At 65.0% G+C, this 13821-nt stretch carries 18 protein-coding genes and 1 pseudogene; 13 read left to right on the plus strand and 6 right to left on the minus strand.

Translation table 11 applies throughout. The features are described from left to right. Positions 1–22: 22 nt before the first annotated feature. Positions 23–676 carry a TetR/AcrR family transcriptional regulator gene (locus AB0N05_RS11830; protein ID WP_364691215.1) on the plus strand — a complete coding sequence of 218 codons (654 nt, stop codon included), beginning with the start codon at positions 23–25 and terminating at the stop codon, positions 674–676. 11 nt (positions 677–687) lie between these two features. Here the strand turns inward: AB0N05_RS11830 and AB0N05_RS11835 are convergent, their stop codons facing one another. Further along, positions 688–2007 (minus strand): family 1 glycosylhydrolase, encoded by a 1320-nt coding sequence (locus AB0N05_RS11835; RefSeq protein WP_364691217.1) that lies wholly within the window; start codon positions 2005–2007, stop codon positions 688–690. Between the two features lie 153 nt (positions 2008–2160). Here AB0N05_RS11835 and AB0N05_RS11840 point away from each other — a divergent pair, with 153 nt between their 5' ends. Next, a complete protein-coding gene (locus AB0N05_RS11840; protein WP_364691220.1) occupies positions 2161–2808 on the plus strand; it encodes a CoA pyrophosphatase in 648 nt (215 codons plus the stop codon). 47 nt (positions 2809–2855) lie between these two features. Here AB0N05_RS11840 and AB0N05_RS11845 read toward each other — a convergent pair whose 3' ends face one another. Together AB0N05_RS11845 and AB0N05_RS11850 are read right to left on the minus strand one after the other, a co-directional pair. Continuing rightward, positions 2856–3821, minus strand: a complete 966-nt coding sequence (locus AB0N05_RS11845; protein ID WP_364691222.1) for a DUF1152 domain-containing protein — start codon at positions 3819–3821, stop codon at positions 2856–2858. Between the two features lie 74 nt (positions 3822–3895). Continuing rightward, complete coding sequence (locus AB0N05_RS11850; protein WP_364691225.1) at positions 3896–4618, minus strand: carboxymuconolactone decarboxylase family protein; 723 nt, start codon at positions 4616–4618, stop codon at positions 3896–3898. A 91-nt stretch (positions 4619–4709) separates the two neighbouring features. Here AB0N05_RS11850 and AB0N05_RS11855 point away from each other — a divergent pair, with 91 nt between their 5' ends. The 5 genes and pseudogenes from AB0N05_RS11855 (at position 4710) to AB0N05_RS11875 (ending at position 8303) form a co-directional block, all read left to right on the plus strand. Beyond that, complete coding sequence (locus AB0N05_RS11855) at positions 4710–5333, plus strand: TetR/AcrR family transcriptional regulator (RefSeq protein ID WP_364691228.1); 624 nt, start codon at positions 4710–4712, stop codon at positions 5331–5333. 61 nt (positions 5334–5394) lie between these two features. Next, positions 5395–5931: a hypothetical protein gene (locus tag AB0N05_RS11860; RefSeq protein ID WP_364691231.1), complete on the plus strand. Its 537-nt coding sequence runs from the start codon at positions 5395–5397 to the stop codon at positions 5929–5931. 232 nt (positions 5932–6163) lie between these two features. Next, positions 6164–7225: a hypothetical protein gene (locus AB0N05_RS11865; protein WP_364691234.1), complete on the plus strand. Its 1062-nt coding sequence runs from the start codon at positions 6164–6166 to the stop codon at positions 7223–7225. 85 nt (positions 7226–7310) lie between these two features. Further along, positions 7311–7484 (plus strand): annotated as a pseudogene (locus AB0N05_RS11870) (DUF4383 domain-containing protein); the annotation flags it as partial. Between the two features lie 273 nt (positions 7485–7757). Continuing rightward, entirely contained in the window at positions 7758–8303 is a 546-nt protein-coding gene (locus AB0N05_RS11875) for a hemerythrin domain-containing protein (RefSeq protein WP_364692305.1), read from the plus strand. Between the two features lie 61 nt (positions 8304–8364). Here AB0N05_RS11875 and AB0N05_RS11880 read toward each other — a convergent pair whose 3' ends face one another. Continuing rightward, positions 8365–8841 carry a DNA starvation/stationary phase protection protein gene (locus tag AB0N05_RS11880; protein ID WP_364691236.1) on the minus strand — a complete coding sequence of 159 codons (477 nt, stop codon included), beginning with the start codon at positions 8839–8841 and terminating at the stop codon, positions 8365–8367. A gap of 142 nt (positions 8842–8983) precedes the next feature. Here AB0N05_RS11880 and AB0N05_RS11885 point away from each other — a divergent pair, with 142 nt between their 5' ends. After that, positions 8984–9445: an SRPBCC family protein gene (locus AB0N05_RS11885; RefSeq protein WP_364691239.1), complete on the plus strand. Its 462-nt coding sequence runs from the start codon at positions 8984–8986 to the stop codon at positions 9443–9445. 338 nt (positions 9446–9783) lie between these two features. Here the strand turns inward: AB0N05_RS11885 and AB0N05_RS11890 are convergent, their stop codons facing one another. Further along, positions 9784–10287 carry a nicotinamide-nucleotide amidohydrolase family protein gene (locus AB0N05_RS11890; protein ID WP_364691242.1) on the minus strand — a complete coding sequence of 168 codons (504 nt, stop codon included), beginning with the start codon at positions 10285–10287 and terminating at the stop codon, positions 9784–9786. A 17-nt stretch (positions 10288–10304) separates the two neighbouring features. Next, positions 10305–10430: a hypothetical protein gene (locus AB0N05_RS11895; RefSeq protein ID WP_364691245.1), complete on the minus strand. Its 126-nt coding sequence runs from the start codon at positions 10428–10430 to the stop codon at positions 10305–10307. A gap of 528 nt (positions 10431–10958) precedes the next feature. Here AB0N05_RS11895 and AB0N05_RS11900 point away from each other — a divergent pair. The 5 genes from AB0N05_RS11900 to AB0N05_RS11920 all read left to right on the plus strand — a co-directional run bounded on the left by AB0N05_RS11900 (position 10959) and on the right by AB0N05_RS11920 (position 13819). Then, the gene (locus tag AB0N05_RS11900; protein ID WP_364691248.1) at positions 10959–11096 is read left to right on the plus strand and encodes a hypothetical protein; all 138 of its coding nucleotides are present in this window, start codon (positions 10959–10961) and stop codon (positions 11094–11096) included. Beyond that, positions 11056–11187, plus strand: coding sequence for an MBL fold metallo-hydrolase (locus AB0N05_RS11905; RefSeq protein ID WP_364692308.1), 132 nt, complete (start codon positions 11056–11058; stop codon positions 11185–11187). Before AB0N05_RS11900 ends, AB0N05_RS11905 begins: the two co-directional genes overlap by 41 nt. 366 nt (positions 11188–11553) lie before the next feature. After that, positions 11554–12258: an LppP/LprE family lipoprotein gene (locus tag AB0N05_RS11910; protein WP_364691251.1), complete on the plus strand. Its 705-nt coding sequence runs from the start codon at positions 11554–11556 to the stop codon at positions 12256–12258. Between the two features lie 250 nt (positions 12259–12508). Next, positions 12509–12913 (plus strand): hypothetical protein, encoded by a 405-nt coding sequence (locus AB0N05_RS11915; protein ID WP_364691254.1) that lies wholly within the window; start codon positions 12509–12511, stop codon positions 12911–12913. A 33-nt stretch (positions 12914–12946) separates the two neighbouring features. Then, on the plus strand, positions 12947–13819 hold the full coding sequence (locus tag AB0N05_RS11920; RefSeq protein WP_364691257.1) for a helix-turn-helix domain-containing protein: 873 nt from the start codon (positions 12947–12949) through the stop codon (positions 13817–13819). Positions 13820–13821 lie beyond the last annotated feature (2 nt).

The raw sequence follows: 13821 nt of genomic DNA on the forward strand, positions 1-13821 counted from the left end.
TGGCGCAGCAAAGGAGCAGTTCGTGGCGGGAGTACCCGGCCAGGGTCGAAAGTTCGATGCCGACAAGGCACTCGAACAGGCGATGCTGGCCTTCTGGAACCACGGCTATGAGGGCACATCCATCGCGATGCTGACCAAGTCGATGGGCATCAACGCCCCCAGCCTCTACGCCGCTTTCGGCGGCAAAGAAGACGTCTTCTTCGCCGCGGTGGACCACTACAACGCCACCCACGGCAGCTTCATGAAACGGGCATTCGACGAAGAACTCCACGCGGCCCCCCTGATCCGCCGCCTGCTGTTCGATGCCGCCGAGGCCTACGCCCCCGAACGATGCCCCGGTGGCTGCCTCATCATCAGTTCCGCCGTCCGCGTCTCCGCAACCAACCAGCACATAGCCGACCGCCTGCACGCCATGCGAGACGCCAATATCGCCTCCCTCGCCCAGCGCCTGGCCGCAGACCGTTCGGCCGCCCTCATTCCCGCCGACATCGACCCCGCCGCAACGGCCGAATTCATCGGTGCGGTCATCCAGGGAATGTCACAGCGCGCCCGCGACGGAGTCCCCGGCTCAACCCTCCGCCAGGTAGCGGAAATGGCTTACCGCGCTGTCGAATTGCCCCCCGGCACACCAGCCTCAGGCAGCCTCGAACTCGTCGCGGCACCGGGCATCGCATGAGAGGGGCCGGGTCAGGGTGCTGTTACCGGGGTGTCGCAGCTGGCGGGCGGGTCGACCAGGCGGCAGTCGGTGGGTGGGCGAGCCGGTAGGTAGTTGGCGGGCGCGCTGTTGTGGGTGATGATGTCGCGGTAGGTGTCGACCGCGTCGGTGGGTATGCGCTTCAGGGACGGGTCGGTGCGGACGTTCACCGTGTAGAGGCCGAATCGTGGCGTGTAGGAGCCCCATTCGTAGTTGTCGGTCAGGCTCCAGTAGTTGTAGCCGATGACGTTCATGCCGTCGGCCTTCGCGCGCTGCATCCAGTAGACGGTGTCCCGTAAATGGTCGGAGCGGGTGTAGCCGTCCGTGCGGGGGTGGCCGTCATCGGTGGGCATGCCGTTCTCCACGATCCAGAGTGGCTTGCCGGGGAATCGTTGTGAATAGTGTTGCAGTGCAAAGTAGATGCCCTCGGGCCAGGTCGGAAGGTCCCACATGCCCGCCGGTGCGGGCGTCTCGTCGCCGGGGGTACTGGCGGCGAGTTCCGGTGGTTCATAACCGAAGTAGTAGTCGATGCCGATGAAATCGAGCTTGTCGCCGATGAGTTCGAGCAGCGGTCCGTTCACCTGTGACTCCGCCCCGGCGACGTAGCCGACATTGCTGGTCACGAGTGCATTGGGCTGTACCTGATGGATGTAGTCGTAGATGCTGTTGTGCGCCACCGCTACTTGGTTCAGCATGTGGTCGGCGTCGGTCCCGTTCTGGCGCACCTCGTGCATGATGTAGGCGACGGGCTCATTGATGGTCACCCAGATCGGGTTGCGGGCCGCATAGCGGTCGACCACCTTCCGCATATTGGTCAGCCAGTCCGCCACCATGCCGGGGTTGCGCCAGCCGCCGAGGTCGGCCTCCCATCCCGGATACACCCAGTGGTCCAGGGTCAGCATGGGTCGCATACCGGCTGCCACGATGGCGTCGACCACGTCGTCGTAGAAGGCGAAGGCCGCCGGATCCCACACTCCCGGTTGCGGTTCCACCCGAGCCCACTCCACGCCGATCCGAAAAACCTTGACACCGAGGTTCTTTGCCAGGGCGATATCGGACCGGAATCGGGAATGGAAATCGACGGAATCGCCGAGACGGTCCCAGCCCGGATTGACGTCGATGTAGCGGGCCCAATTGCTGTCGGGTGACTGGCCTTCGGATTGAAACCCGGAAGCGGCCACACCCCACAGAAAGTCGTCGCCGAGCACGGTGACGTGTGTTTCCGGCGCGGTGCGGGCTTCCCCCGGGACCAGGAGCAGGACGGCGGTCATGACCAGCCAGGCAGCCATAAGGCAGCGAAAACGAGTGCGCATCAGCACTTCCCCGGGACCAGTACTCGAAATGAGTGAATGCGGTTACTTACTCCTGGATAGCTGAGATTTATCTCGGGAATGTGCCAGCTCGATAGTGGTTTGGCATGATCTTGGGCGTTGACGGTGAGCGGCGGGGCGAATTAGGTTCGGTTGATGCCGGTCGACGAGGACAGAAGCGAATACCGCTGGAGTGATGTGCCCACCGATCACCTGCGGCGCGAGGTGGCCGAAGCGTTGGGCGCGTTCTCCCGACGTGCGATTGATCCCGACGGCCGCAAGTCCGCCGCAGTGCTGATCGCAATAGTCAAGAATGCTGAGGGACAAGGCATTTGGCTGACAGAACGGTCACCGGGTTTGCGATCCCATGCAGGCCAACTGGCCTTGCCCGGCGGCAAACTGGATCCGGGAGAGGACGCGGAAGCCGCGGCATTACGAGAGCTGCACGAGGAGTTGGGAATCGCCACACCCCGCTCCGCGGTGCTCGGACTGCTCGACGACTACCCAACCCGCTCCGGCTATGTGATGACCCCGGTGGTGGCCTGGCTCGGTCACTCACCCGACCCCACTCCCAATCCCGCAGAAGTGGCTGCGGTGCACTGGATTCCGCTCTCGGATCTGGACGTCGACCCACTCTTCGTCCCCGTCCCCGGTTCCGACCGCCCCGCCATCCAGCTCCCCTTGCTGGGCGGCCATCTGCACGCCCCGACGGCAGCGATCCTCTACCAATTCCGCGAGGTGGCCCTACATCACCGCCCCACCCGTGTCGACCACATGGACCAGCCCCGCTTCGCCTGGGAATGAGCCATATCCCGGCCGGAAGGATTTCGTGCAATGACAACCTGTGGCGGTCAGTGCGGGAAGCGCACCGGCGGACGAGGTTTGGGGCGCGATGTCAGATGCGCTTCGATCAGCTGGGCCACCTGGTAGGCATGTTCGGTCGGTTCCAGCGAGGGCAGGTATTCGACGGTGGCGGCCAGTGCGGGGAGGTTGACCGTCAGATAGGTCGCCATCAGTGGGTTGACGAACAGCTGCGAACCTCGGGTTCGGTCGGTAGCGTGTACGTCGCCGAATCGACCGCATAGCGCATCGGCGATCTGGGTGTGAACGATGCTGGGGCGCAAAGGATTCTCGGTCAGCGAGTAGGCGACCGCGTCACGGTAGGCCATCGATTCGAGGCTATCCGGCGGGATGGACAGCGCTCCGAGGAACGCGTGACTGCGTTGCAACGCGGCGAGATTCTCCAGCACATGGGCGTGACAGACACCGTGGTAGGCGTCGATGCCGAATCCTATTGAGACGACAAGGCGGAGAAGGTCGTCCAGCCCGGCGACGGCCGCGAGACTGGTCATGTCCTCGTGCGGTGTGCCCAGACCGGCTTCGTCTCCGCGCAACAGGATGTCGGTGCCGCCGTCGATCAGCACCAGGGCATCGATGTCGAGATGCTCGATCAGGGACCGGTACGCGGCACGGAGCGGCTGGACACCGGACTTGGGGAAGGCGAACACGATCGGCTCGCGCCCCGTGCTCGCCAACCACCGTGCCAATGTCCGCTCGGGAAAGTACTCGTCATTGCCGACCGTGTCCGGCTGCACCGCAGCCACACCTGGCGCGATCCAGTCATCGATAGCGATCCGGCGCAGATCGCTGAACGACAGGTTCGCCAGATACACCCGCTTGCCCATCGCTTCCAGCGCGACCGCGAGTGGCACGCCGCCGAAGACATCGAATCCGCCTCCGGCCCCCGCGATCAGCACCCGTGCCGCATCATGCAGCCGAGTGAATAACGGGGGCTCAGCCAATCGAAACAAGTTCACCCACCCATCATTACGGTCGAAAACGCCGCACCGCCAGGCGCGTGGGCCGTCGAATGCTCCCTCGCGGCGCGCCGTCAGTCGAGGGCCCAGCCTGCCTCGGCGGCGTGGACGTGAAATGCCTTCCAGGCCTGCCAGATCCGTGTGGCGCCGAATTGGGCGTTGAAGCGCAGTACGTCTCGGACGTCGTCTACGGATGCGCCGCCGCCGAGGGCTCGTTGGATGTGGACGCGGAAGGTGTCGTCGAGGGTTTGGTAGTGGATATCGATACTCATTGTGGCGAAGGCTCTTTCGCGAATGGTGAGGGTATCCGGGCCTGAAGGGGTGCGCATCCGGGACTGGAGATCGAAGTAGTCCAGGAAATACGGATCCAGCTGAGCCAGGATGGCGCGCGCCGATTCCGGCAGCGGCGACGGCGGGGCGTCGGGTCCGCTGGTCAGGAATTCGCCGGGTAGTTCCCCGACATTCGGATTCGGCAGTCCCAGAGCCGTTTCCAGCTCGGCGAGGCGGTCGAGGGCGGCCAGGGCCGTGTGATACCCGCTGTCGTAGGAGATCAGGCGCAGCAGTGCGCGCACGTCTGCGGTGGTCACTCCGAGTTGTAGTCCATCGCGGAGGTGGAGTTCGAAGGGGAGTCCGAGGGTCTGGGCGCAGACGTCGGCCGTCAGGCGCAGCAGCACCTTCTCCCGATCGCTCAGGCCGGATACCGCGTTGACGTGCCCGGAGGTAGCCGCGTCCATTTGCGCGAACATCGCGTCCAGTGCGGCGACTTCGGTGACGGAGGGCGGGGTGACTGCGGTCATGGTGACCACTCCTCGTTATATGAACATATGTCGCGCTACAGCTGTAGCGCTATAAAGGTAGCGCAATGGGTGTCCAGTTACAATGCGGGTTATGGACGAGATCGCGGCACCGCGCCGCCGCCCGAATGCCCGGGGACGCGGAGAGATGCTCCGCGAGGAAATCGTCACGACCGCGATGACGATGCTCGACGAACTCGCCGACGATGAGGCGATGTCCCTGCGCGCCGTGGCCCGCACGATCGGAATAGCCGCCACCTCGGTGTATCTGCACTTCCCCGACCGAGATTCGCTGGTGGTCGCCGTGGCCCAGCGCTGCCAAGAGGAACTGGTAGGCGTCGGCGACGCGGCCGATGCCGCCGAACAGGACCCCGGCCACGCCCTCCGCGCCCGCATGCTCGCTCAGGTCGCCTGGGCGCAGCAACACCCCGGCCTCTACAAAGTCCTGCACGAGAGTTCGGTACACCGCCGCCTAGGCATGCCCTTCAAAGAGGTGATGGTCCAACGCACCGTCGCCGCCGTCCAACGCTGCATGGACGCAAACCTCGCCCCCACCGACAACCCCACCACAGTCGCCATAGACCTACGCACCGCAGTGAACGGCATGCTCGCCCAACGCATCAACGAACCCGACCTCCCCTGGCCCCCCGCCGCCGAACAACTAGACCGCTTCCTGACCAAACTCGTCGGCCTCAGTTATCCGGGAGCACCCGGATAACCGCCCTTCCTCGAAGCCGCCATGCGCGCAGCTCGAGCGATATCGAACTAATCTCGACGCCATGACACCGGAAGCGCGGGTTCTCGCCGAGGCGTTCATGGACGATCCGTTGATGGCCTACTTCTGGCCGGAGCCGGAGCGTCGCCGACAGGCCTTGCCATTGTTCTGGCATTCACGAGTGGAAGCCAGGCGGCGCGGCGGGATCGTCGATACGGCTTCGGACAGCGAGGGCGTGACGACTGTCCTGCTATGGGAGCGGTCAGGTGTGCGCGTCCCGATGGCTAAGCCGCTCAGTCTGATTCGCGCTCTGGGTTCGGCCGCACCGCGCGCTCTCATCACCTCCCGCCGAATCGAGAGTCTGCGGCCCACGACCCCTCATCTGTACCTGGCAGTCGGGGCCGCTGTGCCGCGCGCACGAGGCAAAGGCCTGACCTCCGAAATGGTCAGGGCGAGAATCGACAACGCGGACACCGACGTATTCGTGGTGGCCACGAACCCGACCAGCGCCGCAATGGCAGAACATGCGGGATTCCGCGAAACACAGAACCTGGTCCTCGGCAATGGGACAACGCTCCGCGGAATGCTGCGGCCTGCCTGACTTGGCGATCAGTGGCCCGTGTTCGTATTCGATCTTGTATGGTGCCAACCGAGGTGCATATCGAGTCGGGGGAATTATCTTGGAACGCATGGGGTTACGACTGCGGGTTGTGGCCGTTGCCGCAGCATCGTTGGCTGCCGCGGCTGCCACTGGCATCGCGGAAGCGAGCCCCGGTGCACCTGCGGATTCGGCTGTCACGATCAGTTTGCCTGTTCCGACGGGGGGCGATTCGGTGGGCGTCACCGAATGGCATCTCATCGATGCCAATCGTGCCGATCCGTGGGAGGCCAGCCGCCGTCGCGAACTGATGGTGCAGATTTGGTATCCGGCTGACGACGCTGACACCTCGCCCCTGGCATCGTGGATGCCGCCGGGCGGGCAGGAAGAACAGCGTTACTTCCTAGCCCAGAGCGGTGTTCCTTCCGGCAGTTGGGCACTCGCGCCGAGCCATAGTCGCGGCGACGCGCAGGCTCGAACCGGCGGCGGGCGGTTTCCGATCCTGCTGAATTCTCCCGGAATGGACGACACCACCGGGCTGAGTACGGCTCAGGCCGAAGATCTTGCCAGTCATGGCTACGTCGTGGTGGCTATTAATCACACCCACGAGGCATTCGCGGTTCAATTCCCCGATGGGCGCACCGAACATAGTGCGGTGCCTTTGGATTCGCCGCCGAGCGTCCTGTCCGATGTGTTACTCCCGACCCGGGTGGCCGATACGCGATTCGTGCTCGATCAACTCGCCGCCGCGGCCGGACACTCCACCGAGGCGGGTTCTGAGCTACCGCAACACCTCGCCGATGATCTGGACCTGACGAAGGTCGGTATGTTCGGCCATTCTCTCGGCGGGTCGACCACCGCGCAAACCATGCACGACGACTCGAGGATCGCCGCCGGTGTCAATCTGGACGGGCCGATACTGGGCTCCGTTCTCTCCGAAGGTCTCGATCGGCCGCTGTTGATGCTTGCCAGCGACACCTCCCCATGGTTCGGAAACGCTGGCTGGGAATCGAATTGGGCAACCAATACCGGATTGAAGGTGCCGCTGCGCATTGCGGGCACTCGGCACATGTCCCTCACCGACGGACAGGTGATCGTGGCGGGACTGGCCACGGCGGGCCTGCTGAGCGCAGGTATGAGGAATGAGGCGATCGGCCCGATCGACGCAGGCCGCTCGGTTGACCTCCAACGCTCCTGCCTACTGGCCTACTTCGATGCTGTGTTCGGTCGCAGCGATACGAGCCCCGCGGGAACCATCAAGCGACTTGCGCAACCCGAACTGCTTCCACATCCGTGACCTCTGACCGGCTTGCTGACTATCCGACCTTCACCTCGAGCATGGTGACTAGGGCTGTGGCGCAGAGGGTTTCGGTGTCGTCTTTGACTGGGGTAGATGTCGGCTTGGGGGGGCGGCCGGGCCCTTCGTCCCGCTCAACACCGCCGACGACTGGCTGCACTTCGTGCTCGGCGTCGGCATGGTGCTTCTCGGCGCGGTCTTGCCGCGGGTGGTCGCCGGCGCGACGCACGGACCGGTCGGCGGCACCGGACTGCCCTGACCTTCGTGCATGAGACCTCCGAATCGGGGTACGGCGAACGGACCCGGCCCGGTGCCGGTGATCACTCGCGAACAGGAGGAACATCTCATGGCAGACACCGGCAATCCTGGACAGTTCGGCAATCGGCCGGACACCGCCGAACAAGCCCGCAAGGGCGGTAAGGCTAGCAGCGGCAGCTTCGGAGAGAAGAACGCCGCCGATCCGCGCGAGGCGGGAGCGCACAGCCACGACAACGACCCCGGCCGCACACAGCCCGGCGGCGAACCCGAAGGCATCGGCGACGCGCTCGAATTGCTGCTGCGCCAGCACCAACTGATCAAGACACTGTTCGCCCAGACCCTCGACGCCACCGCTACGGCGGAGCGAGAGGCCAACTTCCGGACCTTGCGGCGGCTGCTGGCGGTACACGAAACGGCCGAGGAGGAGATCATCCATCCGCGCGCCCGCACCGAGATCGAGGACGGGGCCAGTGTGGTCAGCGCGCGACTGCGCGAAGAACACGAGGCCAAACAGCAACTGGCCGAACTCGAATCGCTCGACATCGCCTCCCCCGAGTTCGAGAAGGGACTGGCGCAGTTGCGCGAGGACGTCATCGCGCATGCCGAACACGAAGAGCAGGAAGAGTTCTCGCTGTTGCGTCACGAGCTCGAGCCGCGCCAACTGCGGGCCATGCGGCGCGCGGTCGAGATCGCCGAATCGCTGGCCCCGACGCGCCCGCATCCGGGTGTCGAATCGGTCGAGGCCAATCTGCTGGTGGGGTCGTTCGCGGCCATGCTCGACCGCGCCCGCGACGCCATCACCAAACCGCAAAGCGCGTAAATCCGCGGTCCGGGTGGCGGCTCCGAGGCTGCCGCCCGGACCACCATCACGTCGACCGGGGTCAAGCCTGCTGTGCCTGCCACATCCAGTGCAGCTGTTCGAGGCGGGCGGCGACGCCGATGAGCAGATCCTGAGTGACCGGATCGGAAGTTTCGGTCACCTCGATATGCCGCCGGAGTCGGGTGATGACGTCCCGCAGGTTGGTCACCATCGCCGCGATGACGACGGAGTCGGATTGCCAGCCGGACTCGATTCCGCTGGTCGAGGACTCTTTGACCACGGTCGCGGCCTGCCCGTTGGGGCTGACGCCGATCGCGGTCGCTCGCTCCGCCGCGGCATCGGTGAATCCCCTTGTGGCGGCGACTACTTCGTCGAGCAGCAGATGCACGGATCGGAAATGCGGTCCGACGACGTTCCAATGCGCCTGCTTGGCGATCAGCGACAGGTCGATCAGATCGACGACCGTCTGCTGCAGCGCATCGCCGGTTTCCCGCAGTGCGTCACCGCTGAGCGGACTCTGAATGGGCTGCTGCGGCATGGGTGTCCTCCTGAAACGATGCGAGAAAGGGGTTTCGTTCACGCTCTACCCCGCCGAGTCCGGCTCAATCGGGTCGCTCGCCGTTTCCGTTCCGATCGACGGGGTAGGCGAGCTGAAGAAGCAACAGAAAAAGGAGATCCGAATGAGCACCGTCACCGCGTCCGCAAACGTCGACGTTCCGCTGCACACCGCCTACAACCAGTGGACCCAATTCGAATCGTTCCCGCAGTTCATGGAGGGCGTGCAGCAGGTCGAGCAGCTCGGCCCGACCCGTACGCACTGGAAGGTCAAGATCGGCCCGGTGGAACGTGAATTCGACGCCACCATCACCGAACAACACCCCGACGAGCGCGTCGCCTGGCACTCCGACAGCGGCCCCTGCCACGCCGGCGTCGTCACCTTCCACCGCATCGACGACGACACCACCCGCGTCATCACGCAGATGGACATCGATCCCGAGGGGTTCATCGAGAACGTCGCCGACAAGACCGGCCTACTCGACCACCGCGTCAAGGGTGACCTGACGCGATTCAAGGAATTCATCGAGAAGCAACCGCACGAGACCGGCGGGTGGCGCGGTGACGTGCCCCGGCCCGGACAGTGAATCCCAAACTAGGACTGTGTGATTCGGGACTTGCGCGGAGTGGGCCGACATGACCGAACTGAGCAGCCGAAAAGACAGAGTGCGGACCCACCCTGATCGGGACGGCCCGCACTCTGTGCAGGGTCAGTGCCCTGCAGCTTGTCCTTGACCGATTCGGCCGCGTCCTTGGCCTTCTCGGCGGCGTCGATATGGTGCCTCACCTTTCATGCTGCCTCACCCTCGACGACCGCATCTCGTCGCGGTTGGCCGCCTGCCAGCGGTCGGGCGGGGCGACCGCGACATCCCCGTCGTTCATGCCGCACGGTTGCCCGCATCGAGCTCCACAAACCAGGGGGCATTCAGCGTCCAAGGACAGTGACTGAATGCTGAGAACCGCTTGAGCCCGCGACAGCGTGAAGCAGCATGAGAAGGGCAGTCTCGACGGCTGCGGCCAGTACTTCCTCTGGCTCACAGGAGAATTGCTCATGCTTGGCCCAAGCGCTGTCGTCGGTGTCCACGGCCAGCCACACCGAGCCCGCGGTCTCGCCGTCCTGAGCACCTGGACCTCCGACGCCGGTGACCGCTATCGCGATATCCGCACCGAGCAACGTCCGCACTCCGGCGGCCATGGCGTGCGCGGCGGTCTCGGAGACGACGGGAACCTCGGGGACTCCGAGCACCCGATGTTTGACCTGGGCGCTGTAGGCCACTACCGCGCCCCGCAACCAGCGGGCGGAGTCGGGTGCGGCGCCGAGTGCCGAGGACAACTGTCCGCAGGTCAACGATTCCGCGACCGCTACGGTGCGGCCCGCCCGTTCGGCCGCGCCGGCCAGACGGTGCGCAAGGTCGCCGATCTCGGCCATCGTCTTATGCTCGCGACTCAACTGACCGAACCCAGCACGTCGGGAATCCCGCCGGGCAGGCCGATCCTCTTCGAGATCCGCGCCACCGCAGGATATTCCGGCGCGCTGAGCAGTTTCTTGTACTGGGGGTCGCCGACATGCAAGGCCGCACCCAATGGGATCCCGCAGTGGAAGACTGCGTCTCGCAGCCCGCCAAGCCCTCGAACGTTCGGGAAACAGTGCTGTCGACAACACCCATGCTGGTCTCCTGGCAGGAATCTCGTTCGCGGTACGACTTCAGCACTACCCGACTCTCGCGAACTCAATCCACCACGCCGCCGGCCCTCTCACGGGCAAGTCAATCGGATATCCGGATCAGCTGCGCGGCCGCCGATTTGAAGAACGGCTGCTTGGAAACCGGGTCCCAGTCGGTGCGGGTGGGGGGACTCAAATGTCGATCCACGGGTCGTCACCGCAGTCGAGCACGGCACGACCGTTTCCGCGGCGCTGCGGCGTGCCAAGCGGTCCTCCTCTGCCGGACAACAGCGGATTGTCGTCGGACGCGCGGTCATCCGCCTGCTTCGGACCGCCGAGCGGCACCCGCACGGCGAGTAATCGCGCAGGTCAGGTGACCGGGCCGGGGTCGAAGTTCGCGGACGAATAGCCGTTAACCCAGTGGGTAAGCGATCGCCATGGAGATCTTCGTCATTCTCGCCCTGGTGATCGTGGTCGGTGTGGTGTTGCTGCTGCGGCGACGCTCGGCGCACGGCTCGGCGGACACCGATCTGAATACCGGCAACCCGCCGTCGAGCAACGACGACGTCATCTAGCGTCGTCAGACCGCGCCGCCGCTCCGCGGATCCACTGGACGTGGTGATCATCAGTCATCTGCACATCGATCACTGCTACGACCTGCCGTAACCTGCTGTGCGGCAGGGGCCGAAGTGTTTCGTCCGGCGTGCCCATGGAATCGGGGGCGCAACGGTTCTTGCTCGGCGCGCGACTTACTCGGTGATACCGGATGGAAGGACACCTATGAAACGCATGGTCGGGATTGTCGCCGCGATCGCTGCGGTCGCATTGGCCACGGCATGTCAGGACGGCGGGACTACTGCGGGTGGGGGGTCGTCGGCGTCACCATCGGTCACGGTCACCTCGCCGGGATCGGCTCAGCCGTCGGGCGATCAGGGGTCGGGCGATCAGGGGTCGCCCGGCACGCAGCCGTCATCGGCCACCACGAAGCCCGGGGGGAATGATGCACCCGCCACGGCCGGGAATGGTCAATGCGTGGATCTGAACTCCGGGGTGGTCACGGCCGCGCTCGCCACGCTTGGCGCGAATGTGGGCGGTGAGGGCTTCTATGCGGACAGTGGCACCGAGGCCGCGGTCGGCTCGTGCCCGAGTTTGCTGTGGGTGCTCGCGGGTACGCCGCACGGCACCGCGAGCTCGCCTTGGCATGTGATGCTGTTCAATCACGCCGGATACCTGGGTACCGCGACCAAGAATTCGACCTCTTATACGACGGTTGTCGGTTCGTCGGATCGCAGTGTCCGCGTGCAGTACCGCTGGCTGGCGGGTCAGGATGCGAGCTGCTGCCCCTCGGGTGGCCCGGTGGTCGTCACGTTGAGCCTTGGCTCCGACAATCGCACGGTGACCCCGGACCGCGACTTTCCCACGCAGGCAACGGATCCGACCTCGGGAAACACTCCGTCGGTGTGCCCGGTCTCCAAATCCGTTCTGCTCGCGGCATTGAAGGGCACGGATATCGAGTCGCGGTTGGCGGAACCCGTTGAACTCGAGGACCAGATCGACTGTGCCGGTAATTGGGCGATGGCGCACAGCGGAACTCACAACAACACCGTCAATCGCGCTCAGGTCCTGTTCCACTATGTGGCGGCCGAAGGCGGCTGGAAGCCCACGAATCTCGGCAGCGCCCTGCGCTGCACCGAGATCGGTGTGCCGTCCGACGTCGCGGCCAAGATCTGCCGCTGAACACGCCAAGGCTGGGACGAACCCCAGCCAAGGTCGGGACGTCGAGTGGATCCGGTCGGCTGCTAGCTTGAACCTTTGCCAGATGATCGCTGGATCAACGGCGGGTGCACGGTCCACACGGTCTGTTCACCCGCTCACGATCCGCGCAAGGACGGGAGTCACGATGCGAGGCGTTCCGAAGTATGCGGCGGTATCGATTCTGCCGATCGTTGTATTGGCCATATCCGCTGGTCCGGCATCTGCGGACCCGGTGTCATTCGAACCCGCGCACGTGGACGGCGGACCAGGGTGTGCGGGAACGGTCAAGACCGAGGTCTCGGCCAGTCAGGGCCAGCAAGCCCGTGAGTTCGCCGATTTCATCGATAGCTCGGCACGGGTGCAGGTGAACTTCGTTGCCGACGCCGCCGGTGGTCCGGCGGGCTCGCTGTCCGCTTCGCAAGGCGGCGGAGACAATTGTTCGATTTCGGCCACGGTCACCATGCGCAACCTGGATACCGGCGTGAGTATGACCGAGACGCGGGCCACCCAGCACGACGGTCACTACGGGTGGAACGCCGCCTTCTTCACGCTCCCCGGGTCGGGCCGCGTCGCTGTCCAGGTGAGCACGAACCCCAGCCCGACCGAGCTGACGATCGACGTCCCCGCGCCGTACTGACCGCTGGAACACACGTTTCCGTAGTCTGGACGGGTGGGAACTGTGGACTTGGGCCGCGAATCCGATGTGCGGTGGGATTTCGCGGAGACCGGCGACGCCGGGCCCCTGGGTGCCGCGATGATCGGGTACCGCGCTGTGAGCCCCGGCGGGCTGGATCTTCGGGTCGCCGGGGCGGCGGCGGTCACCGTGCTGATCGAATTCGGGGAGCACGGGCTGATCATCGACGATGCCGACGGGCAGCGAACCCTCGGCGGCTTCGTTGCGGGGCTTTCCCAGTCGGCCATGCGGATTCGCAGTGAGCAGACGGCGTGCATCGAGATTCGTTTGTCGCCGATACAGGCGTATTCGCTATTGGGTATTGCCCCAACGGATTTGGGCCGGGGTGCGATCGGCCTGGAGGAGCTGTGGGGAGAGCGGGCTCGGCGACTGCGTGAGCAGCTCGCGTCCACTCGCAGTTGGGACGAACGCTTTTCGCTGACGAAATCGTTTCTGGCGCAGTGTGAAAGGCCGAGGCGGACACCCGATTCGGAAGTGCTGGAGGGCTGGAATCGCATAGTCACCTCCGGCGGCCAGGTGAAGATCGGCGAGCTCGCCGAATCCCTCGGCTGGAGTCATAAGCGGTTGTGGGGGCGGTTCGAATCCCAGATCGGCCTGACACCCAAGCGGGCGGCAATGCTCGTGCGATTCCGGTCGGCGGTCGATGGACTGCTGGCGGGCCGCCCCGCCGCCGATGTCGCGATGGATTGCGGATACAGCGATCAGGCTCATCTGTGCCGGGACGTGTCGATCTTCACCGAACGCTCGCCGGGGGCGCTGAGGGCGCACTATCTGCCCGCCATCGCGCATCATCGGTACGAGGCGTGGGGAAGATTTTTCCAATACGGTGGGGGACCGCTCGTTCGATAGTT

Origin of the sequence: Nocardia sp. NPDC051030 (genome assembly GCF_040683015.1) — a bacterium.
In the GTDB taxonomy this organism is placed as follows: Bacteria; Actinomycetota; Actinomycetes; order Mycobacteriales; family Mycobacteriaceae; genus Nocardia.